This window comes from Enterococcus saigonensis (assembly GCF_011397115.1).
Lineage (GTDB): Bacteria > Bacillota > Bacilli > Lactobacillales > Enterococcaceae > Enterococcus_C > Enterococcus_C saigonensis.
In genome coordinates, this window is sequence record NZ_AP022822.1 from 1,830,935 (window position 1) to 1,852,429 (window position 21,495).

Annotated in this window: 23 protein-coding genes; 2 read left to right on the forward strand and 21 right to left on the reverse strand. The window is 37.3% G+C overall.

Annotated elements, in window-relative coordinates:
• Positions 1–3: 3 nt before the first annotated feature.
• The 15 genes from atpD to EsVE80_RS13875 form a co-directional block, all read right to left on the reverse strand.
• Complete coding sequence (atpD, locus tag EsVE80_RS08695; RefSeq protein WP_173103359.1) at positions 4–1,410, reverse strand: F0F1 ATP synthase subunit beta; 1,407 nt, start codon at positions 1,408–1,410, stop codon at positions 4–6.
• A gap of 29 nt (positions 1,411–1,439) precedes the next feature.
• On the reverse strand, positions 1,440–2,342 hold the full coding sequence (locus EsVE80_RS08700) for a F0F1 ATP synthase subunit gamma (RefSeq protein WP_173103360.1): 903 nt from the start codon (positions 2,340–2,342) through the stop codon (positions 1,440–1,442).
• Between the two features lie 14 nt (positions 2,343–2,356).
• Complete coding sequence (gene atpA, locus EsVE80_RS08705; protein WP_173103361.1) at positions 2,357–3,922, reverse strand: F0F1 ATP synthase subunit alpha; 1,566 nt, start codon at positions 3,920–3,922, stop codon at positions 2,357–2,359.
• Positions 3,923–3,945: 23 nt separating this feature from the next.
• On the reverse strand, positions 3,946–4,488 hold the full coding sequence (gene atpH, locus EsVE80_RS08710; RefSeq protein WP_173103362.1) for an ATP synthase F1 subunit delta: 543 nt from the start codon (positions 4,486–4,488) through the stop codon (positions 3,946–3,948).
• Positions 4,475–4,993 (reverse strand): F0F1 ATP synthase subunit B, encoded by a 519-nt coding sequence (gene atpF, locus EsVE80_RS08715; RefSeq protein WP_173103363.1) that lies wholly within the window; start codon positions 4,991–4,993, stop codon positions 4,475–4,477. Before atpF ends, atpH begins: the two co-directional genes overlap by 14 nt.
• Before the next feature lie 91 nt (positions 4,994–5,084).
• Entirely contained in the window at positions 5,085–5,300 is a 216-nt protein-coding gene (gene atpE / locus EsVE80_RS08720; protein WP_173103364.1) for an ATP synthase F0 subunit C, read from the reverse strand.
• Positions 5,301–5,393: 93 nt separating this feature from the next.
• The gene (gene atpB / locus EsVE80_RS08725) at positions 5,394–6,110 is read right to left on the reverse strand and encodes a F0F1 ATP synthase subunit A (protein WP_173103365.1); all 717 of its coding nucleotides are present in this window, start codon (positions 6,108–6,110) and stop codon (positions 5,394–5,396) included.
• 295 nt (positions 6,111–6,405) lie between these two features.
• A complete protein-coding gene (gene smpB, locus EsVE80_RS08730) occupies positions 6,406–6,864 on the reverse strand; it encodes an SsrA-binding protein SmpB (protein WP_173103366.1) in 459 nt (152 codons plus the stop codon).
• Positions 6,865–6,972: 108 nt separating this feature from the next.
• Entirely contained in the window at positions 6,973–9,345 is a 2,373-nt protein-coding gene (gene rnr, locus EsVE80_RS08735; RefSeq protein WP_173103367.1) for a ribonuclease R, read from the reverse strand.
• Between the two features lie 3 nt (positions 9,346–9,348).
• Positions 9,349–10,098, reverse strand: coding sequence for an alpha/beta hydrolase (locus EsVE80_RS08740; RefSeq protein ID WP_173103368.1), 750 nt, complete (start codon positions 10,096–10,098; stop codon positions 9,349–9,351).
• 107 nt (positions 10,099–10,205) lie between these two features.
• Positions 10,206–10,442: a preprotein translocase subunit SecG gene (gene secG, locus EsVE80_RS08745; protein WP_016171486.1), complete on the reverse strand. Its 237-nt coding sequence runs from the start codon at positions 10,440–10,442 to the stop codon at positions 10,206–10,208.
• A gap of 226 nt (positions 10,443–10,668) precedes the next feature.
• A complete protein-coding gene (locus EsVE80_RS08750) occupies positions 10,669–10,938 on the reverse strand; it encodes a GNAT family N-acetyltransferase (protein ID WP_173103369.1) in 270 nt (89 codons plus the stop codon).
• A 1-nt stretch (position 10,939) separates the two neighbouring features.
• Positions 10,940–11,209, reverse strand: a complete 270-nt coding sequence (locus EsVE80_RS08755) for a (4Fe-4S)-binding protein (RefSeq protein ID WP_173103370.1) — start codon at positions 11,207–11,209, stop codon at positions 10,940–10,942.
• Positions 11,210–11,351: 142 nt separating this feature from the next.
• Positions 11,352–11,831 (reverse strand): alpha/beta hydrolase, encoded by a 480-nt coding sequence (locus tag EsVE80_RS13870; protein WP_232061161.1) that lies wholly within the window; start codon positions 11,829–11,831, stop codon positions 11,352–11,354.
• A gap of 29 nt (positions 11,832–11,860) precedes the next feature.
• Entirely contained in the window at positions 11,861–12,295 is a 435-nt protein-coding gene (locus tag EsVE80_RS13875; RefSeq protein ID WP_232061163.1) for an alpha/beta hydrolase family protein, read from the reverse strand.
• Between the two features lie 186 nt (positions 12,296–12,481).
• Here EsVE80_RS13875 and EsVE80_RS08765 point away from each other — a divergent pair, with 186 nt between their 5' ends.
• Positions 12,482–13,183 (forward strand): TIGR00266 family protein, encoded by a 702-nt coding sequence (locus EsVE80_RS08765; protein WP_173103371.1) that lies wholly within the window; start codon positions 12,482–12,484, stop codon positions 13,181–13,183.
• 139 nt (positions 13,184–13,322) lie between these two features.
• Positions 13,323–15,047, forward strand: a complete 1,725-nt coding sequence (gene spxB, locus EsVE80_RS08770; RefSeq protein WP_173103372.1) for a pyruvate oxidase — start codon at positions 13,323–13,325, stop codon at positions 15,045–15,047.
• Positions 15,048–15,105: 58 nt separating this feature from the next.
• Here the strand turns inward: spxB and EsVE80_RS08775 are convergent, their stop codons facing one another.
• From EsVE80_RS08775 to EsVE80_RS08800, 6 genes are all read right to left on the reverse strand, one after another.
• Positions 15,106–16,119 (reverse strand): branched-chain amino acid aminotransferase, encoded by a 1,014-nt coding sequence (locus EsVE80_RS08775; RefSeq protein ID WP_173103373.1) that lies wholly within the window; start codon positions 16,117–16,119, stop codon positions 15,106–15,108.
• Between the two features lie 298 nt (positions 16,120–16,417).
• Complete coding sequence (locus EsVE80_RS08780; protein ID WP_173103374.1) at positions 16,418–18,112, reverse strand: oleate hydratase; 1,695 nt, start codon at positions 18,110–18,112, stop codon at positions 16,418–16,420.
• A 48-nt stretch (positions 18,113–18,160) separates the two neighbouring features.
• A complete protein-coding gene (locus EsVE80_RS08785) occupies positions 18,161–18,286 on the reverse strand; it encodes a methanol dehydrogenase (protein ID WP_173104171.1) in 126 nt (41 codons plus the stop codon).
• Positions 18,287–18,656: 370 nt separating this feature from the next.
• Entirely contained in the window at positions 18,657–20,039 is a 1,383-nt protein-coding gene (locus EsVE80_RS08790) for a PH domain-containing protein (RefSeq protein WP_232061165.1), read from the reverse strand.
• 21 nt (positions 20,040–20,060) lie between these two features.
• Positions 20,061–20,453 (reverse strand): GntR family transcriptional regulator, encoded by a 393-nt coding sequence (locus EsVE80_RS08795; protein WP_173103375.1) that lies wholly within the window; start codon positions 20,451–20,453, stop codon positions 20,061–20,063.
• Positions 20,454–20,553: 100 nt separating this feature from the next.
• Complete coding sequence (locus EsVE80_RS08800) at positions 20,554–21,492, reverse strand: siderophore ABC transporter substrate-binding protein (protein ID WP_173103376.1); 939 nt, start codon at positions 21,490–21,492, stop codon at positions 20,554–20,556.
• Between the last annotated feature and the right edge of the window lie 3 nt (positions 21,493–21,495).

The window sequence follows — 21,495 nt, forward strand, 5'->3', positions numbered from 1 at the left end:
TTTCTAGTAGCCTAATTTTTTCGCTTTTTCCACTGCTTCTTCAATTGTACCGACATTACGGAAGGCTTCTTCTGGTAATTCATCGTGCTTCCCATCTAAAATTTCTTTGAAGCCTTTAATTGTTTCGGCAACGGGTACATATGAACCAGGCTGACCGGTAAATTGTTCAGCAACGTGGAAATTTTGCGATAAGAAAAATTGAATTCGGCGCGCTCTAGCAACTAAAACTTTTTCTTCATCTGATAATTCATCCATCCCTAAGATGGCAATAATATCTTGTAATTCACGGTAACGTTGTAAGACATGTTGGACTTCACTGGCTACTCCATAGTGAAGTTCACCAACAATTTCTGGTGCTAAAGCACTAGAAGATGACGCAAGAGGATCCACCGCTGGGTAAATTCCTTGTTCTGTTAATTTACGCTCCAAGTTAGTTGTTGCATCTAAGTGAGCAAATGCTGTTGCTGGTGCGGGGTCAGTATAGTCATCGGCTGGTACATAAATTGCTTGGATAGACGTGATAGAGCCCTTTTTCGTTGAAGTAATCCGCTCTTGCAATTGGCCCATTTCAGTTGCTAGTGTTGGTTGATAACCAACGGCAGAAGGCATACGACCCAATAAAGCCGATACTTCTGAACCAGCTTGGGTAAACCGGAAAATATTATCGATAAATAGCAATACATCTTGACCTTCTACATCACGGAAGTATTCCGCAATCGTTAAACCAGTCAATGCCACCCGCATCCGAGCACCAGGTGGCTCATTCATTTGACCAAAAACCATGGCAGTTTTTTCAATAACGCCAGACTCTTTCATTTCATAATACAAGTCATTACCTTCACGGGTTCGTTCCCCAACACCGGTAAAAACAGAAATACCACCATGTTCTTGCGCGATATTATGAATTAATTCTTGAATTAAAACGGTTTTACCAACACCGGCACCACCAAATAATCCAACCTTACCACCTTTTAGGTAAGGAGCTAATAAGTCGATAACTTTAATCCCAGTTTCTAGAATTTCTGTACTAGTACTCAATTCGTCAAAATCAGGTGCTTTTTTATGAATACCACTACGATTCGCATCAGCTGGGAAAGGTTCTTCCAAGTCTATTGTATCGCCCAAAACGTTAAATACACGACCTAACGTGTCTTTGCCCACTGGTACAGAGATTGAGCTGCCAGTATCGACAACTTCCATCCCACGTTGTAAGCCATCGGTAGACTCCATAGCGATAGTTCGAATGACGCCGTCTCCTAGTTCCAAAGCAGCTTCTAATACTATTTTGGTTTTTTGTTCATCGTTTTTATAAACAACCAAAGCATTGTTAATGTCTGGTAATGATTGATCTAAAGAGAATTCCACGTCAACAACGGGACCGATTACTTGAACAATCTTGCCTGAACTCATCTGTTTTCCTCCATTCATTCACAAAATCATTAATCGAGTGCCGAAGCTCCCGCAACAATTTCGGTAATTTCTTGGGTAATTGCCCCTTGACGTGCACGATTATAAGAAATCGTCAAATCAGCGATAATATTCTTCGCATTGTCTGTTGCTGTCTTCATTGCTGTCATCCCAGCCGCATGTTCTGCGGTTTTCGCATCAACAATCGCACCATAAATCAGGCTTTCAGCATATTGTGGTAACAAGTGATCTAAAATTTCTTCTTTAGAAGGTTCAAACAAATATTCTTGTTCATAACTTTCTGCTTCTTCTGGATCCAAGTCTACAATTGGCAACATCTTTTCAACGCGAAACTGACTCGTTAAAGAGTTAATATGATGATTGTAGCACACATATAACTCATCAAAGACTTCATTTTGATACATTGTTGTAGCCATAGTGACGATTTTACGGACTTCTTCAAAACCCGGTTGATCAGATAAATTGCGCAATTCATACGCTAAATTAATTCCTCGTGCTTTAAAGAAATCAGCGCCCGTAGCCCCAATAGCAATCATCACGTATTCGTCAGCTGACTGATGATCTTCTTTTAACATTGACATCATTTGTTTTAAAATTGAACTATTATAACCGCCGACTAAGCCGCCATCAGAGGTAATCACGATGTAACCAGTTTTCTTTACTGGACGACTAATCAGCATGCTATTGTAATTCACCCCATCTTGTGGGCCGGCAGAATAAATATCATTTAACTGTTGGGCAGTCAAATGCGTTACTACTTCCCGAACTTTTGAGGCATAAATTTGAAACTGTTTTGAGTGAGCTTCAGACTTGGTCAATTTCGCAGCTGACACCATTTGCATGGCATTAGTGATTTGACTGGTTTTCTTCGTTGAAGCAATCCGTTGCTTAATCTCGTTTAAGGAAGCTCCCATTTATCTCACCTCTTTTAAGAACGTTCGTTTTCGATTGAAGCGACAGTTTCTTTGGCTGAGCTACTGCTACTATTGCCAGCAGCCATAAAGATATCTTTTGCTTCTTTAATTGCTGCATCCAACTCTTCTTCAGCAGGTAAATCTTTAGTAGTACGAATAGTTTCAAAAATATTGGCATGATTTGCATCAATATATTCAAATAAGTTTTCTTCAAAATCCAACACACGATTAACCGGAATACTATCAATAAATCCGTGTGTTAGGGCGTATAAGATAATAACTTGTTTTTCAACTGCTAATGGTGCATGCAATTTTTGTTTTAAAATTTCTACTGTGCGGCGACCACGATTTAATTTTGCTTGGGTAGCTTGATCCAAATCAGAACCAAACTGCGTAAATGCTTCTAGTTCGCGATAACTAGCTAAGTCCAAACGTAGCGTTCCAGCAACTTTTTTCATTGCCTTAATTTGAGCTGAACCCCCAACCCGTGAGACAGATAAGCCCGCATCAATAGCAGGACGGACACCAGAATAGAACAAATCATTTTCTAAGAAAATTTGTCCGTCAGTGATTGAAATCACATTTGTTGGAATATAAGCAGAAATATCTCCGGCTTGTGTTTCAACAAAAGGTAGCGCAGTCATGGAGCCGCCACCTAATTCATCAGACAACTTCGCAGCTCGTTCTAATAGACGAGAATGCAAATAGAAAACATCCCCTGGATATGCTTCACGACCTGGTGGACGACGTAATAGTAAAGAGAGTTCACGATAAGCAACGGCTTGTTTTGATAAATCATCAAAAACGATTAATACATGTTTACCGTTATACATAAATTCTTCACCCATAGCCGTACCAGCATATGGTGCGATGTAGAGTAATGGCGCTGGCTGTGAGGCCCCAGCAGAAACAACAATCGTATAATCTAAAGCGCCATATTTACGTAATGTTTCCACTTGCGCACGAACCGTTGAATCTTTTTGGCCAATGGCCACATAAATACAAATCATATCTTGACCTTTTTGGTTAATAATTGTATCAATGGCAATGGATGTTTTACCGGTCTTTCTATCCCCAATAACAAGTTCCCGTTGACCGCGACCAATTGGTACTAATGCATCAATAGCTTTTAATCCGGTTTGCATTGGTTCAGAAACTGATTGTCGTTGCATAACACCAGGTGCCAAAGTTTCTACCGGACGCGTTTTATTGGTATCAATTGCACCTAAACCATCAATAGGTTGACCCAATGGATTGACAACCCGACCAACTAAAGCATCTCCAACTGGTACTTCCATAATTTTCCCAGTACGTTTCACTTTATCGCCTTCACGAATAGTCTCGAAGTCCCCTAAGATGATAATCCCGACATCGTTTGTTTCTAAGTTTTGTGCCATCCCAAATGAACCATTGGAAAATTCTAGCAATTCACCACTCATGGCATTTTCCAAACCGTGGGCCCGGGCAATCCCATCCCCTACGTAAGTTACAGTCCCAATTTCTTCGACTGCTAGTTCACTCTGGTAGTTCTTAATTTGTTCTTTAATCAGAGCACTAATTTCTTCTGCTTTGATGGCCATTTGTTTCACCTCTTTAATTAAACTTATCTACCAATCATCGCTCGTAGTTGTTCTAATCGGCTTTTCACACTGCCGTCAATTACTTGATGGTTGGCTTCCACCACGACCCCGCCTAAAATATTGGGATCAACTTTTTCAACCAAATTTGCTTTTTTATAGCCCAATAAGCTGGCAATTTTTTCTTCTAATTGTCCTTTTTGCTCATCAGACAAAGTCACGGCGGTTGTTACCGTACCCAATACTAAACTTTGGGCTTCATCATAACGGCGTTCATATTCATCGATGATTAACACTAAATCATCCATGCGATTGTAACGGAAAACAACTTCTAAAAAGTTTTTGGTAATTCCGTCAAATTCGGAAACGATTTTGTCCATTAAAGCGCGTTTTGCATTTAAGTTCAAACGAACATCACTCAACATATTACCAAGATCTGGAATTGCTTTGTAAATATTTTTTAAACTAAGCAAATCATGGTAGACAGCTTCGGTAACCTGTTCTTCTGCCGCCAGCTCAAACAACGCTTTACCGTAGCGTTTGCCTACCGTATATTTATCGAGTTTCATGGTTGCCCAATCCTTCAATGTAATGATTAATCAATGCTTCATGGGCTTCTGGCGATAGCTCTTTGTTCAAGATTTTTTCGGCAATTTGTAAAGAAAGTTCGGCCACATCGTCTTTAACACTTGTCATAGCGGCTTCTCTTTCCATTGAAATATCACTTTTTGCCTTCTCTTTCAAACGAGACACTTCTTCTTTGGTTTCATTTAAAATATTTTGACGGCTGAGCTCGCCGCTGTCTTTAGCATTTTTGATGATTTCAGCTGCTTCGCTTTTAGAGGACATCAATTGAGTTTGACGTTCTTGTTCAAGCTTAGCTGCTTTTGTCCGGGATTGTTCAGCGGAATCTAAATCGTTAGCAATTTTATCTTCCCGTTTTTTCATCATGTCTGAAATTGCACCCCAAGCAAAGTGCTTTAAAAGTGCAACTAACAATAAGAAAGAACCAGATACAACAACGATACTGCTGATAGTTGTATTCCCGACCTCTGCTAATACAATATTTAGCATAAGCGTAAGCTCCTTTTCTACTATTTAAGGTTGCCATATCATGGCAAAAAAGCAAAAACAGTTTGCGCCCGTTTCTGCTTTTTCAGTGGTTTTAGCTCATGAAGACAAGTAATAAAGCAATAACCACACCTAGGATAGGCACAGCTTCAACTAATGCGACCCCGATGAACATTGTAGAACGTAATTGACCAGACATTTCTGGTTGGCGTGCCATTGATTCGATAGTTTGTGAGATAACTTTCCCGTTACCATAACCAGCTCCGATAGCTGCCCCGACGATTGCGATACCTGCTGCGATAAAGTTCATAATTTTTTTTCCTCCTAAATTATAAAGTTGAGACGACCGGATAAATGTCTTTTACACTTTGTCGTCAAACCAGATGATAAATATTCTTTAAATCTACTCTTCTGTTTCTAATTTGTGTCCCATAAATACCATGGATAAGGTAACAAATACGTACGCTTGAATAGCTCCAATAAATAAAGAGAAGCCAATCCAAATCATCTCTAGCGGAATCACCACAGGAAGTGTCAACCAACCAACATTGTTTAACATGTCAACAATCAAGCCAAGTAAGACTTCACCGGCGAAAATATTCCCGTAAAGACGTAACCCAAGGGTAATGATGTTGGTAAATTCTTCGATGATTTTAATTGGTAACAAAAAGGCCACGGGTTGTAAAAATGATACTTTAAAGTAACCTTTCAAACCAAATTTTTGTACGCCGAAGAAATGAGTCATCGCAATCATCATCAATGCCAATGTTAATGTCACAAAGGGATCCGCGGTTGGACTTTTCCAAAAAGTTGTTTCACCGACAACGATTTTCGTCACAAGGCCAATCTCGTTGGCGACAAAAACAAATAGAAACAAGGCAAAGGATAATAAATGGAAGTTGTTCACTTCATTACTTGGGAGATTGTCTCCTAAGATACCGCGAACGAAATCAATTACCCACTCAATAAAGTTTTGTTTGCCTTTGGGTTTTAACTGTAAATTCCGCGTGCAAACATAAACTAGTGTAAAGACAATAACACACGTGATAAGTGTCATTAAAAGGATGGTGCCATCAAACCAGATGGGACCAATATTGAAAACGAGTGGTTTTTCTTTCAATATTTCTCACCTCTTTTCATACGTATGCTCCAACTAAAAAAAGCTGGTAAATAAGTGCTGTCAATGCTTTTGGCATGATAACCAATGCGTATCATACCACCACGGATAGAAAATTTCAAAAGATTTTCTGCAAGATTTGACAGTTTTGGCAAAATGACTAATAGAAATGTGTAATACCTATAATCAGCAAAACAAATCATTAGTAAAAAAAGTGAAATTTATCTACCGTCTGAGTAAATGCTATCAAAAAGACTTCACTTTATAAAGTAATAGCTCCTGTTAAAAGCAAATTTCTTCAATAGTTTTTCAAAACACGGCTAATTTGTCTTTCTTGATCCTTGCGTTTGAGTGTTTCACGTTTATCATATTCTTTTTTTCCTTTAGCAAGACCAATTAAGACTTTGGCAAAACCGTCTTTAAGGTAGACTTTTAACGGAACTACTGTCATTCCCGCACTTTTCATTTCGCCATATAAACGATCAATTTGTTTGCGATGTAATAAAAGTTTTCGTGTGCGTAAGGGGTCATGATTAAATAAGTTTCCTTGTTCATAAGGAGAAATATGAACGTTATAAAGAAACGCCTCCCCATTGCGAATTCGTACAAAACCGTCTTTTAAATTAATACGGGCATTGCGGATTGATTTAATTTCAGTCCCTTGTAAAACAATACCAGCTTCTAACGTATCAATAATTGTATAGTCATGGCGAGCTTTTTTATTTTGGGCAATTAATTTACCTTCGCCTTTTGGCATACATGCCACCTCCTGTGCTTTTTACGATGACTGCGTTGTTTAATCGTCTACGTTTTTGCAATTTGTATTCCGTACAAAAATTTTTACGTAGTTAAACAGCTCTTTTCCTTATTTATGTTTTTTCTTTTTTATACCTTTATAAAAAGGTTTTTTCCCTTTTTTCTTCTTATTACCATTAAGATCAACTTGCAATTTACCTTTATTATCATACGCCTTTGATTTAGCTGGCGTATGTTTCTGACGGCGACTGGAACGATTATCTGTTTTTTTGCCACTACGATTGTTACGACTCACTTGTGGTCGAGGTAATTGGGTAACTTCTTCTGCTGAGACCAATTCAAAGTCAATTTCTCTTGTTTCAGGATTAGCATTAGTTACTTTCACACGGACTTTTTGTCCAATTTTAAAAGTCATTCCTGTTCTTTCACCAACAAGAGCTAATTGTTGCTCAACAAAGTGAAAATAGTCCTCTTTTAAATTACTAATGTGAATCATACCTTCAATTGTATTTGGTAATTCAATGAAAATACCAAATTTCGTAATTGAGCTGATAACTCCATCAAAATCTTCACCAATATGTTCTTGCATAAATTCTGCTTTTTTCATGGCGTCAACTTCCCGTTCGCACAAAACAGCACGACGTTCCATATCAGAAGAATGATGCGCAATTTCTGGCAGCTTTTCTTGCCATTTGCTTTGCATTTTTTTGCTTGTATCACTTGCATAACTGCGAATAAGGCGATGAACGATTAAATCTGGGTATCGTCTTATCGGTGAAGTAAAGTGTGTATAATAATCAGCGGCCAAGCCATAGTGTCCGGCATTATGTTCAGAATATTTTGCCTGCTGCATACTACGTAACAACATCATATTGACAACCATCGCTTCTGGTCGCTCTGCGACATCGGCCACAACCTTTTGTAAATCTTTGGGGGTGATGCTTCCTTTCGTATGTTTTACTACCATACCCAAAGCAGCTGCAAAATCAAAAAAACGTTGCAATTTTTCTTCTTTTGGATCTTCATGAATTCGATAAATAAAAGGTAATTGTAATTTATTGTAATGTTCTGCCACCGTTTCATTGGCTGCTAACATGAAGGATTCAATTAGACGTTCTCCTATACCACGGCTGCGCAAAATAATATCTTTAGGGTGGCCCTGCTCATCAACTAAAACTTTCGCTTCACGATCTTCAAAGCTGACTGCTCCTCTTTTTATCCGGCGTTGTTCCAGAATATAATGTAATTCTGCCATTTCATAAAACATCGGTACTAATTTTTCATAGCGCTTGGAGACTTCTGGTTCTTCATCTTCAATAATCGCATTTACCGCTGTATATGTCATCCGTTCGGTAGTTTGAATTATACTTGGAAAAATAGCATGCTTGACAATATTTCCAGTTGGGTCAATCTCCATTTCACAGCTCATAGTAAGACGGGGCACGTGAGGATTCAAGGAGCAAATACCATTTGATAGACGTTGTGGAATCATCGGAATAACGCGATCTGTCAAATAGACACTCGTACCTCTATCATAAGCTTCTTGGTCTAAAGGGCTACCTTCTGTTACATAATATGAAACATCTGCAATATGCACACCCAAGAAAAAATTACCATTTGTTAATTTTTTTACAGTGACCGCATCATCTAAGTCTTTGGCATCTTCGCCATCAATCGTTACAATCAATTGATCTCGACGATCCACACGATCAGGAAAATCAGCTGGGTCTATCGTCTCTGCTACTTTGTCTGCTTGAGCTAAAACATTTGCAGGAAAACTCGTGTTAATACCATGACTAATAACGATAGATAAAATATCCATGCCAGGATCATTTTTATGTCCAATAATTTGTTTGACTACACCTTCAATACTAGTAGGATAGCCTTTTTCAGGGTAATGGGTAATCTCTACAATGACAATACTACCGTCCACTGGCTTAATTCCTTGTGCAGCAACTAAAACTCTTAAGCCATTAAAATTCTTATCTTTTGGTTTCACACTCCCATATAAATCGCTTTCGGCGATTTCACTTTCATCAAATAAACTAAATTCACCCACGATTTGATTGACAGCTCGTTGTCTAATTTCTACAACCTGACCTTCTGCACCACGATCAGAAAAAGGATCTGAAATTTTCACGATATCAATGGCAACCGTATCACCATCCATAGCATAGCCCGTTTTTTCCTTGGGAATAAAAATATCATCTTCTTCTGGATCGATGGTTACAAAACCAAAACCTCGTTCGTTAGCACGAAATGTACCCTCTACTAATACTGTTTGTGGTGGCAACTTAATTTTGCCTTTTTTGTTAAAAATAATCGTACCTTCTCGCTCCATTGCCGCTATTGTCTGTACCAGCAGCTTAAAATCAGTACTTTTTTGCAGATTTAAACCTTCTGCAATTTCTTCGGCAGAAAAACTTTTTTTATTACTCGTAGCTAAAAAAGTTAAAACCTGCTCTTTAATTGTTGCTTTCATTTTCTACCTCTTTTCATTTTGCTTAGTTAAAAAGTGGATAACATTTTTTTCAAATTGCCGATGTACTGGATCAACGGTGATTACATGTCCACTTTTAGCATACCAATCCAATGTTACATCTACTTGTTGTAACGCTGTGGCTGTATTATAGACTGTATTTGCATCAATCATTTCATCTGCTCCTCCTTGCGCTAAGTACACGGGTACTTTCACAGAAGAAAGATTCTGACTCACTTTTTCACCGAATGTCTCAATTGCGTGCAATTGTTTCATCACTAGCGGCTTCAACTTGTTTAATTTTTCTTCAATTATAGCGTCATCGATTTTTTGTCGTTGGTATAATTGTTTTGCATATAATAGGAAGTTTTCAGGCACATTATTTTTTGTTTTGAATAAAGGCGAGCAAAAAGCTCCCCCTGCTACAATTTCTGGATGCCCTTTTGTTAATAGGTCCATCGCAAAAATGCCTCCCATGGAGAGTCCAAACACACAAATTTCCCGGTACCCTTCTTTGACTAAAGCATAAAAAGCATTTTGTGCATCTTCTTTCCATTTTTGAAAGTCAGTCGTTAAAATTTCTTTGGGTTCCATAGTGCCATGACCCAAAAAAAGCGGTGCATAAACAGTATAATTTTCTTTTTCTAGCGCTCTGGACAACATTCTAACGTCATTGGGACTGCCAGAATAAGCATGAAAGAGTAAGACAGCCTTTTTTCCTTTTGCTGTAAAAAAAGATGTTGGTTTTTTTTCCACGATTCTTCACCTCAATAGCCCAATTTTACCATAAAAATAAAAGAAGGCTGAAACTTGACGCTAAAGACGCCGTAAGTTTCAGCCAAAAAACGATCGGATTTATCCGTTTATTTTGATGATAAAAAGGCTAATACAAATAACAAAATTAACCAAACAGCGCCTAAAACTGCTGTTGTACGCTGCATCACGGCTTCAAAACCGCGGGCTTTTTGTTTACCAAATAGCTGATCGGCACCACCGGTAAAGGCGCTGGCTGCACTATTTTGCTTGCTCGGCTGCATCATGATAGCGATAATAATGATGATTGAAAGCACAATCACTACGCCTAATAAAAAATTATACATTCGCCGCTTCCTCCTTAAATACAATTCATCTACTTTACTTTAGCATAAATACAGTTGGATTACCATAAGGAATAGTCCTTCAAAAAAGACTTCCATTTTATACTATTTAAAATGGGATAGAAAAAATACAATGAACTTATTAACTTATTGATTAAACTATTCTTCACATCACAAAAAACAGCACACCGGCAATCAACGCCAGTGTGCTGTTATCACAAGGAAAATATTACTTACGTAAAACATCCCCGTATTCTGGTTTTTCAGCAAATTCTTTTTTAGCAAATGGGCAAAGTGGAATAATTTTTAAATCATCCCGTCGTGCACGTTCTACACCATGAGATACCAATTTTTCAGCAATTTTTTGACCTCGATAATCCGGTTCAACAAACGTATGGTCAATAATCATCATGCCATCAGCAGAAGACCATGTCATTTCACCAATTTCTCTTCCATCATCATAAACTGCAAAACGGTCTTTTTCTTCTTTAAATTCCATTTCAAACATCCTTTCGAATAAATTTTAATGCCCCAGTCGGACATGTGTTAATAACGCGCGCATCTTCATCGGCGCTCGCATTATCTGCCAAAATCCATGGTCTGCGACCAACTTCAAATACAGCACCGTTTCCACGAACACAATTACCGACATGGGCACAAATATCTTTGTTATAATAAATATCAATATCTTTGCCGGAGTATTTGCGATACCCATCAGCAACTAGCATTTCTTCTGTGACTCCTTGACCGTTGATTTTATTTCCTTCCATCTATTTACCTCCTTTATTTAAGTATCTTGCCTTAATTCTTCACATGATTCATTAGAATTATAACCACTTACATTTTATCAGTAGTATCCTTTTTAAACAAACAATTATCCTTTTAAAATGACAATGCAAATTTTATGTTATGTTAACTTAAATTTTTTTCAATAAATGACCAAATTGTTTGCCAATAGGCTTCTGGTTGTTCTTTTTTAGCTTTTAAGTGACCTGATCCTTCAAAAATTTTGAGTTCTTTTCTATCTGCCGTAGCCTCCATTAACGTAACTGTTTCTTTAACGGGAATAAATTTGTCCTTTTGACCATGGAGAAATAAAACCGGTAAATGATTACTTCCCAACTGTCTGCTAACAGATGCCTCTAATAAGGAGTACCCATTCCTTTCTTTCGCATAATGATTTGCTAACCCCATAAAACGATTAATAGGATAGTTGGTTAAACGATGAAGTTGGTATTTAAATGTACTATAAACAGATGTGTAACTACTATCGGCAATCAGTAATTTTACTTGTTGCGGTAGCTTTTCGCCACTTGCCATCAGTACCGCGGCCGCCCCCATGCCCTCACCATGAAGAATGATCTTTGCTTGGGGATTATTTTCAGTGACCAAATTTATCCATGTTATTATATCTAATCGATCTAACCACCCAAGACCGATAATCTTACCACTGCTGCGCCCTGTCCTCTAAGATCAGGTACTAAAACATTATATCCTGCTTCAAAATACGTTTTGGCTTCAGCTGCCATTTCATCAAATCCTGTGCTGCGATAGCCATGAACGCAAATTACCCATCGATTGCTATCTTGTAAAAACGTTGAAGCTACTAATTTTTCTTGATCAAAACTAAGTGCTCCCCATTCATATTCTGTTAGCCAAAAATTGTAAAGTTCATTTGTGGGCTCTTCTTTTTTGGCATCTGGATTTAAAGAAGATTGTCCTTTTGCTAAATACCAGTGGTTGTCTCGTTCAACTACTGCATCTACAAAAAAATGCGCCCAACGCTTTAAATAATGGTAGTAAATCAGCAGTCCAATCACTAATAACCCTAAAATTATTCCAATAATCATCAACATCCACGTCACCTATTTCTATCTAAACTCAACAATTTGGTTGCCCATCCAACTTTCTCTTTTATTTAGTTTATCATTTCAAAAATCAAACCTCCATAAATAACCCTCTTCTTTGCCAGAAGTTAACTTTTTGTCTCAACGCAGGTTTGGCATATAATAAAGATATGAATTAAGAAAGAAGGTTAGGACATGAAATACAATTTAAGCTCTACTTCTGTTTTCCCTTTAGTGGATATTGCATTAAAGGAAGGTGAAGAGGTTCAAATCGAACCTGGTTCAATGGTTTATCATAATGGTTTGGTTACATTAGAAGGTCACATGAATAGTAATGGAAAAAAAGGGATCGGCGGCATGATGAAAGCACTAGGACGTTCATTATCTAGTGGCGAAAGTTTCTTTATTACTAAGGTCCGTGGTGATGCAGAAAACGCCCACGTTACCATTGCCCCTTCCACTCCAGGAACCATTCGTGAATTACCGATAGGCCCAACACAATGGCGTTTAAATACAGGTGCTTTTTTAGCCAGCGAGAGTAGTGTTTCGTATACAATGCAACGCCAAAAATTAGAAGGCGCACTATTAGGTGGCACTGGAGGTCTATTCGTCATGGAAACTGCCGGAGAGGGAATGATGTTAATTAACGGCTACGGTGATTTAGTCGAAATTACCATGGATGGCAGCCAACAATTTGTCATCGACAACGAGCATGTTTTGGCTTGGAGTAAGTCGCTTGATTACCATATTGAATTTGCTTCTGGAACATTTGGTTTTAAAACCGGCGAAGGACTCGTGAATCGTTTTTCGGGTCAAGGCAAAATCATTATTCAAAGTCGTAATATTGAAGCGTTTGCGGGATTAATTGCGCCATTCATCCCTTCAAGTAGTAACTAAAGCACATTTCTCTTTTCATTTTACTTACTTTGAGTAAGAATATTGGTATTTTTTTTTAATTGGCAGTAACATAAGGACAGATAAATAAAACGAACGTTCTTGAAACCGTTCGATACAAAGAAGAAAGAAGTGTTTGGAAATGACAAAAATCAATGCCGGTGTCGCAATGTTAAAAGTCATGGAAGATTGGGGAATTGATCATCTTTACGGCTTACCTGGTGGTTCCTTCAACTCTACAATGGATGCTTTATTCGACGAACAAAATCATATTCACTATATCCAAGTCCGCCATGAAGAAACTGGTGCACTCGCTGCTGCTGCTGATGCCAAGGTAACGGGCAAAATTGGTGCAGTATTTGGTTCAGCCGGTCCTGGTGCAACTCATTTGATCAACGGTTTGTATGATGCACAAATGGATCATGTTCCAGTTTTGGCTTTGCTCGGTCAAGTGGCTTCAACTGCGATGAATACTAATGCTTTTCAAGAATTAAATGAAAATCCAATGTTTGCTGACGTCAGTGTTTATAATCGTACTGTGATGAATGCGGAAAGTTTACCATTTGTAATCGATGAAGCAATTAAGGCTGCTTACCGCCACAGTGGTGTAGCGGTTGTTACTATCCCAGTTGATTATGGGTATGAAGAAATTGAAGACAACTTTGTTTCAACTGCGGCAACTTACCAAACTGCTATTATTCCACCAAATGATGCGCAATTAAAAGCTGCTTTGCCATTAATTAAAGAAGCTAAAAAACCCGTTTTATATATTGGACAAGGAGTTCGTGGTGGCGCTGAGGTGGTCAAAGCTTTCGCTGAACATTTTAGTATGCCAGTGGCAGCTGCGGTTTTAGCAAAAGGTATTATTAATGATGATTATGAAAATTATTTAGGCTCTGCTGCACGGGTGGCAACAAAACCAGCCAACGAAGCTTTACTTAGTGCTGACTTGATTATTTCTGTCGGTAGTAACTTCCCATTTGGTAACTTTATGTTTAACAAAGATGCTAAATTTATCCAAGTCGATATTGATGGTTCAAAATTTGGTCGCCGACATGAAGTAGATGTTGCTATTTTAGGGGACGGTATTATGTCCTTACAACGCTTAATCGAACTTGGAGAAGCCCGTTCTGCTGATAAATGGTACAAAGCAAATCAACAAAACATTAAGAACTGGCACAACTGGCGTCATAGTTTCTATGATGATAACCGCAAACCAATGCGACCAGAACCCGTGTACAAAGAAATTAACCGGATTGCTGAAGACGACGCAATTTTCGTCGTGGATGTGGGGAATGTCACAACCCACTCTGTTCGTCATTTGGAAATGAATGGTAAACAACAATTTACCACATCGGGTTGGTTTGCAACCATGGGTTATGCAGTACCTGGTGCAATTGGGGCGCAATTGAGTTTCCCAGATCGTCAAGTTTTCACAATTAATGGCGATGGTGGTTTTGCCATGAATATGCAAGACATTATTACTCAAGTAAAATACAAATTACCAATCATTAACGTAATATTGACCAACGATTCACTTGGTTTCATTGAAGCAGAACAAGAAGTAACCAATAAAGCAATCTTTGGAGTTGATTTATACGATGTTGATTTTGGTAAAGCAGCTGAAGCAATGGGTGCAAAAGGCTTTACCATTACGGATTATGATCAATTAGCGCCTGCTTTTGATGCGGCAAAAGTTAGTGATCGGCCCGTTGTAATTGAGGTAAAAATTGCAAACGATCGTCCATTCCCAGTCGATGCAATGGAACTTGACCCCAATAATTTCACAGCAGAACAAATCGAAGCTTTTAAAAAACGTTACGAAATTCATGATATGCCAAACTTAGCCGATTTATTAGCTGAATAAGAGTAAAAAAGCAGTAGCAAAATCCAAGCTACTGCTTTTTTGTGGCTATTTTGTTGCATTAATCTAGTGTAATAATCCAGTTTGTCGGTGCTTCTTTGTCACCAAACTGAATTCCAGTTAATTCATCATATAATTTTTGGGTAACAGGTCCGACATTAGTTTCCGAATAAAAGACGTGAAATTTATCTCCGTATTGAATGCCACCAATTGGTGAAATAACTGCTGCTGTGCCACAAGCCCCCGCTTCTGTAAAGCGATCTAAGCGATTGAGAAATACATCTTCTTCTACAGCTTCCAGCCCTAAACGTTCTTTGGCTAGATAAAGCAAAGAGTATTTGGTGATGCTTGGTAAAATCGACGGTGATTTTGGTGTCACAAATTGATTTTCTTTTGTGATTCCAAAGAAATTGGCTGATCCAACTTCTTCAATCTTAGTATGAGTTTCAGGGTCTAAATAAATACAATCAGAAAAATTATGTGCTTTTGCTTCTTCCCCAGGTAATAGGCTGGCTGCATAGTTGCCACCCACTTTGGCAGCTCCAGTACCTTTTGGTGCAGCCCGATCATAATCTGAGACGATAAAATTAGTTGGTGTTAAGCCGCCTTTAAAGTAAGCACCTACTGGCATACAAAAAACTGTAAAGATATATTCTGGTGCGGCATGAACACCGATATTAGGACCTACTCCAATTAATAATGGGCGAAGATAAAGTGTTCCCCCGGTGCCATAAGGTGGTACAAATTCACGATTTGCTGCAACGACTTGTTTAATGGCATTTAAAAACATAGCTTCTGGTACTTCTGGCATTAATAGTCGGCGCGCACTACGATTTAGACGAGCACTGTTTTGATCGGCACGAAATAAATTTACTTTTCCATCTTTGCGACTGTATGCTTTTAGTCCTTCAAAGCACTGTTGACCATAATGTAATGCAGTAGAACCCTCGTGGATGTGCAAATATTCATCTTCTGTTAATTGACCACTATCCCAGATGCCATTTTTAAAATGGGCGATAAAACGATAAGGTAATTTCATATAATTAAAACCCAAATTTTCCCAATCTATTTCCATACAAATCCACTCTCCTTCAACCATTCTTCAGGTACTTTTTGCTATGGTACAACAATTTTACAAATTTGTCATGAATTTTTTGAAAATTCAATAACTTAATGTTTTGTTCTTTTTAAAATGAGAAAGCAAATACGTATGTATAATCACAAAAATAAATGGCTCCGCTTAAGTATCTGCGCTCTGCCCTACAAACAAATATCATCCCAAAAGAAAAAAAGAATTTGAGCAATGCTCAAATTCTTTTTTCTCACTGTTGATGTAAAGTAATTTATTTGCTGTTGCGTAGATATTTATACTTTTACTCAAACATTTTTTTAGCAGCTTTTAATAAAGTTGGTAAATCTTTATCGTATCGTGGTGTTTTAACCAAATGACTCATAGGAATCCCAGCAAAATGGAAAGCCGCAATTTCACCTGAACGCACAGCGCTTTGTTCTGTGAAGATCATTTGATAAGGCTGTTCGACAAATTCACCAGTGAAAGCTAAGTTAGTGCTATGTTTTGGAATAACTTTTGGTCGATCAGATTTTGCACGATTGTTAAACAAAGCAGAAGCATATGGCATATAAACAGGAATATTATTTATAATACTATCCAAGATTTCTGCTTCATGTTCTTTAATATTCACAGGACCTGGATCAACTTTTGATAATTGCCCAATTAATTCTTCAGCCATTTCTTTCCCTGTCATTTTGATGTATTGTTTATCCACAAATTCACCTTTGCGACGAGGATATAGGAAGTAACCCCAGATTACAGCTTCATTTGGTTTTTGTGTTGTAAAGTGCGGTTGATGGTGAACCACAATTGACATATTAACATCCACTTGATTTAGCGGTGTAATAGGTGCCGTTGACAAGAATGAATTCAAAGCATTACCGGGTTCTTGGGTTGTAATACGGGCAATTTCATTTAACAATAAATGATTTTTGGTTGTTAGTGTAAAGCTAACCCATTCGCTCGCATCTCGATCTGCAAAAAATTTATCTGGATTACCCAAGTTGTAAAAACGACTAGCGGCTTTTTTCCAAAGACTTGAAGCAGCACCATAATCTAGATTTTCAACAGCTGGAGTATGATAATCCCCCATAGTAGCTGCATCAGTGATAGAACCATTGGTAAAAATTACTGCCGTATCTTCGTCTACTGATACAAATTCTTCTTCGTTCGTTTTAGTGTTCGTCATATGCAAACCTGTCACTGTGATTTCATCTTGCATTGCAGTCTCTTTAAATTCCCAATCTGTAACCAAACGATCTAAAATAATTTTGACCCCTTGATCTTTTAAATAGTTGATGAGTGGCAACATGATACTTTCATATTGATTGTAACGGGTTCTATTTACCCCAACCAAATGTTCTATCTGAGTAAATTCATAAATCATTTGATGCATATAACGTCGTAGCTCTTGGGCAGAACTTTTAGTCCGAAAAGCAAAGGTTGTCTCCCACATATACCAGAAGTTCGTTTCAAAGAATGCAGGATCATCTTTAAAATATTCGGCAATAGAAACATTGTCGAGCTTTTCTTCTTCAGAATCAGGCATAGCGATTAATTTAGTTAATAGCATACGATCTTTATTACTAAACCCTAAATGTCCGCCATCAACGATACCTTTACCACCTTGTAGTAATCGCGCTTTATCAAAAGTACGATGTTTCGCGTCAAAATCGCGGGTATCTTCTGCAGCTGTCATATTTTCTTCTGTTACAGAAGGTACTCTTTCCAATAAATCCATTAAATCAACATACGTACGATAATTTAACATTCGTCCGCCACGAGCAATATAGCCTTTTTGATTTTCCAAAGGATGATTTTCATTCCAATATTCATCTGTCGCATCTTTTAAAGGTGAACCATCATTTGAACCATGATCGTCTAATGAATAAAACGTAATTTTATCTCCTGACCAATTTCCTTCTTGAATTAAATATACTGCTGCTGCCATATTCGCTAAGCCAGCGCCTATCATAATTGCTTTATTTTTTCTCATCGTAATTCCCTCCAATTAGGAACACTGCAATTGGTTAACTGCCAACTGTTATGCTTCAAATTCATCGTATAAATGACTATCGTCTTCAAAAAAACCTGTTTTCTTAGCTAAATACGCAACGCCAAGAGATAAGACGGCAACGCCGATGCCAACGCGTAATAATCCTTTTTTCATCATTGTCACTTCCTTTCAGTAACACTTTTAACAGCTCCTTTTTTCTTCCTGATTTAAGAATAGACCTGAATATTTCATTGTGCAAAAATAAACAACTTTACTTTCTCTTCTTTTTAGACATTTTTTTATCACTGTCTAAAACTAAAACTTTTAAAGGTGCTAATTTCATGATTAAAAATACGAAAAATGAAACTTATTTCTGTTTTTGATTACGTTGTGACCAACTTCACTTTATCTTTTTTTCGGTTTTATAAAATTATTCTTTTTTGTCATTGTCTATCAAGCCATTTAGTAAAGTAATGTTTCGGCACATTATCTGACCATAAAACAGCAAAAAAGCGTAAACCCAAAACTTGTTTACGCTTTTTTGCTATTTTATAGTTTTTTGCAATTTTTGATAAAGTTGTTTGGTCGCTTTTGGTTGCTTAAAAGTAAAATAATAATCTCTGTTTTTGGTGCTAATTTTTAAAAACGGCTTGGAACGTTTATCTAAATACAATGTTGCTTTCTTATCATTTACAACGTAATATCCTGTATTGTAATTATCCCCACCATAACCACTGGTTCGTTCAACTGATCCTTTTAATGAATCTGTCAATGTCACCTCTTGAATAGCTGCTAATGCAATCGTACTCGTAGTAGCAAAAGGAGCTTTTAAAACTAGTGTACTCTCTTTTAATTCAGCTTGAAATGGTTCTTTGTTAAAGTCCATTATATAAATAGGAATTAACGTTGCAAATAATATGCCAATTACTAAAAGTCCAATTGCACTCATAAATATTTTTCCAGCCGGTCTACCCAGATTCATCGTAATATTTAACCCAATTCGATCAGGAATCATCAGACGATGATCACTCGGATTATTATAAACACCAAAACGCCAATATTGATCTTCTCCTTGATAACGGTACTGTTCTACTTGCGCTAAAAGTGCATCTTGTTTTTTTCGTAGCCGAATTAAATACCAAACAAGCAGCCCCGACAAACTGCAAATCAAAATAAGAAGCGCCCAAATTATAACTTGGACCCAGATACCTTTTAGCTGACTGGCTAAAAACGGCATTGCCATTGCCAAAATAATCATATAAGAAGTTCCTACTGCAACAATGGACCAATCGTGCTTAGTTAGATCGTTATACGCTCGATTAATCCTTTCATTGCTTGTGGGAGCAGCAACCGGTAAGCGTCGTATGCCATACCACAAAAGAAATGAAATTAGCCAGCCAATACATACAGATACAGAAAAAATTAGTGCACCATCATTTTGAATTTTAAACATCGCAAAAACCAAAAGCAACGTAAGCAAAAAGGCGGGGACCAAATAACTAAATCCTAACGCTTTTTTATTTTTCATAATGGTAAGTTTTGTATCAATTAGAGTTGGCGAAACAGGTAATTGCCAGCCTTTTTTTGCTTTTAATTGTGCCATTTGCCGAATATAAGATATTTCTATTCCATAAAATAGCCCCATTGGCACAAGTAATAATAACCAAAATAATGTCATCAAAATAGATTCATATTGTGTAAATAACAAGGAAAGATTCAGTACACTAAATATTCCTGCAATCTGCCATAAACTAACACGATATTTTTTTGCCAGCGTCTTTACTTCTGAATCATTTATGACTTCTTTTGGTAAGGTATTTTCTAAAATAATATTTTTATGTGGTTTCCCTGCCAGACCTAAAGTAAAAGCCATTATTATATCAAAAAAAATAAGTACTCCAATCAAAATTGCTGCAAGCATCATCATTCCCTCTTTCCTTTTAGTCAATTATTCAAGCGAATTTATAGACTCTGAAAAACCCGACCAAATCTCTTTAATAAAACTATTTACCTCATTTTCTTTTAGTTGATGAACTTTGGCTTCAGCTAATATTTGTGCTAATCTACTTTTTAACAACTCTTTTTCATCTTTTTGATAAGGTTTGGGTAAAGTAACGATTGAGCCTTTTCTTCTATCGGTAATTAAATATCCTGCTTCTTTCAACTGATTATAGGATTTGGAAATTGTCATAGTATTAACGCCTACCTCATCGGCTAATTGCCGCACGGTTGGTAAACTTTCACCAACTGCTAATTCACCCGTGGCAATTCCCATAATGATTTGTTCACTTAATTGTTGATAAATCGGAATTTCAGAACGCGTGTTAATTTCTAGTAACATATTCTCACCTCTTTGTATTATTAATTATAATACAAACAATACATGGTTGCAATAAAAGAGCGTATCTCAATTACAAAGATACGCTCTTTTATTCCGAAATTTAAAATGCACGGTTTACATTTTCAAGCATGATTTTTACAGATTCTAAACCAGAACCTGCCAAATACCAAACACTTGGATCTAAACTAATTACCTTTTGAGTTTTCCCAGCATCTGTTTGCTTAACTAACTCATTTTCAGCAACATTATTTTGACTATCATCGCCGCCGATCGCTTTGGTACGATCTACTACAAAGATAATTGCAGGATCTTTTTCCAATACATATTCATAAGAAACATTTTGACCATGAGTCGAAGCTTTAATTTTATCATCGGCTTCTTTAAAGCCAAAGGTATCATGGACAATGCCAAAACGAGAACCTTTGCCATAAGCAGAAATATTTCCTTCATTTGCTAACAATACCAATGCTTTTCCACTAGTCGCTGCTTTTTTCTTCGTAGCCTCTATTTCCTTTTGTAAAGAATTAATTTTTTCTTTTGCTTTTTCTTCCTTATCAAAGATTTTAGCAATCGCTGTTACTTGTTGTTGAATAGAGCCCCAAGTATTGCTATTGTCTGTTGAAAAGAAAATCGTGGGTGCAATCTTTTCCAAATCTTTTTGAAAATCTCGTTGACGTCCTGAAATAATAATTAAATCAGGTTTTAATGCATTAATTTTTTCCAAGTCAGGTTCTTTAATCCCACCAGCAGATTCAACTTTTTTATAGTCTCGCAAGAAGTCAGGCAAGTTATCTGTTGCTGCACCGACAACGGTATCCCCAACGCCTAAACTATTCATTGTATCTAATGCGCTATTATCAAAGACGACGACTTTTTTTGGTGTTTTTGGTACAGTTATTTTGCCGTTGGCATCTTGGATTGTTACTTCACTTTTATTTTTTGCAGCCGCTGATTCCTGTGTATCGGCATTACCATTATTACTACATCCAGCTAATAGCAACATTGCTGTTGCTGCCATCATTAAAACTATTTTTTTCATTAT

What these genes read in the sequence shown, in the direction of transcription:
- atpD (WP_173103359.1), bottom strand. Translation starts at nt 1,410, where the DNA reads ATGAGTTCAGGCAAGATTGTTCAAGTAATCGGTCCCGTTGTTGACGTG.
- EsVE80_RS08700 (WP_173103360.1), bottom strand. Translation starts at nt 2,342, where the DNA reads ATGGGAGCTTCCTTAAACGAGATTAAGCAACGGATTGCTTCAACGAAG.
- atpA (WP_173103361.1), bottom strand. Translation starts at nt 3,922, where the DNA reads ATGGCCATCAAAGCAGAAGAAATTAGTGCTCTGATTAAAGAACAAATT.
- atpH (WP_173103362.1), bottom strand. Translation starts at nt 4,488, where the DNA reads ATGAAACTCGATAAATATACGGTAGGCAAACGCTACGGTAAAGCGTTG.
- atpF (WP_173103363.1), bottom strand. Translation starts at nt 4,993, where the DNA reads ATGCTAAATATTGTATTAGCAGAGGTCGGGAATACAACTATCAGCAGT.
- atpE (WP_173103364.1), bottom strand. Translation starts at nt 5,300, where the DNA reads ATGAACTTTATCGCAGCAGGTATCGCAATCGTCGGGGCAGCTATCGGA.
- smpB (WP_173103366.1), bottom strand. Translation starts at nt 6,864, where the DNA reads ATGCCAAAAGGCGAAGGTAAATTAATTGCCCAAAATAAAAAAGCTCGC.
- rnr (WP_173103367.1), bottom strand. Translation starts at nt 9,345, where the DNA reads ATGAAAGCAACAATTAAAGAGCAGGTTTTAACTTTTTTAGCTACGAGT.
- secG (WP_016171486.1), bottom strand. Translation starts at nt 10,442, where the DNA reads ATGTATAATTTTTTATTAGGCGTAGTGATTGTGCTTTCAATCATCATT.
- EsVE80_RS08750 (WP_173103369.1), bottom strand. Translation starts at nt 10,938, where the DNA reads ATGGAATTTAAAGAAGAAAAAGACCGTTTTGCAGTTTATGATGATGGA.
- EsVE80_RS08755 (WP_173103370.1), bottom strand. Translation starts at nt 11,209, where the DNA reads ATGGAAGGAAATAAAATCAACGGTCAAGGAGTCACAGAAGAAATGCTA.
- EsVE80_RS13875 (WP_232061163.1), bottom strand. Translation starts at nt 12,295, where the DNA reads ATGTTGATGATTATTGGAATAATTTTAGGGTTATTAGTGATTGGACTG.
- EsVE80_RS08765 (WP_173103371.1), top strand. Translation starts at nt 12,482, where the DNA reads ATGAAATACAATTTAAGCTCTACTTCTGTTTTCCCTTTAGTGGATATT.
- spxB (WP_173103372.1), top strand. Translation starts at nt 13,323, where the DNA reads ATGACAAAAATCAATGCCGGTGTCGCAATGTTAAAAGTCATGGAAGAT.
- EsVE80_RS08775 (WP_173103373.1), bottom strand. Translation starts at nt 16,119, where the DNA reads ATGGAAATAGATTGGGAAAATTTGGGTTTTAATTATATGAAATTACCT.
- EsVE80_RS08780 (WP_173103374.1), bottom strand. Translation starts at nt 18,112, where the DNA reads ATGAGAAAAAATAAAGCAATTATGATAGGCGCTGGCTTAGCGAATATG.
- EsVE80_RS08785 (WP_173104171.1), bottom strand. Translation starts at nt 18,286, where the DNA reads ATGAAAAAAGGATTATTACGCGTTGGCATCGGCGTTGCCGTCTTATCT.
- EsVE80_RS08790 (WP_232061165.1), bottom strand. Translation starts at nt 20,039, where the DNA reads ATGATGATGCTTGCAGCAATTTTGATTGGAGTACTTATTTTTTTTGAT.
- EsVE80_RS08795 (WP_173103375.1), bottom strand. Translation starts at nt 20,453, where the DNA reads ATGTTACTAGAAATTAACACGCGTTCTGAAATTCCGATTTATCAACAA.
- EsVE80_RS08800 (WP_173103376.1), bottom strand. Translation starts at nt 21,492, where the DNA reads ATGAAAAAAATAGTTTTAATGATGGCAGCAACAGCAATGTTGCTATTA.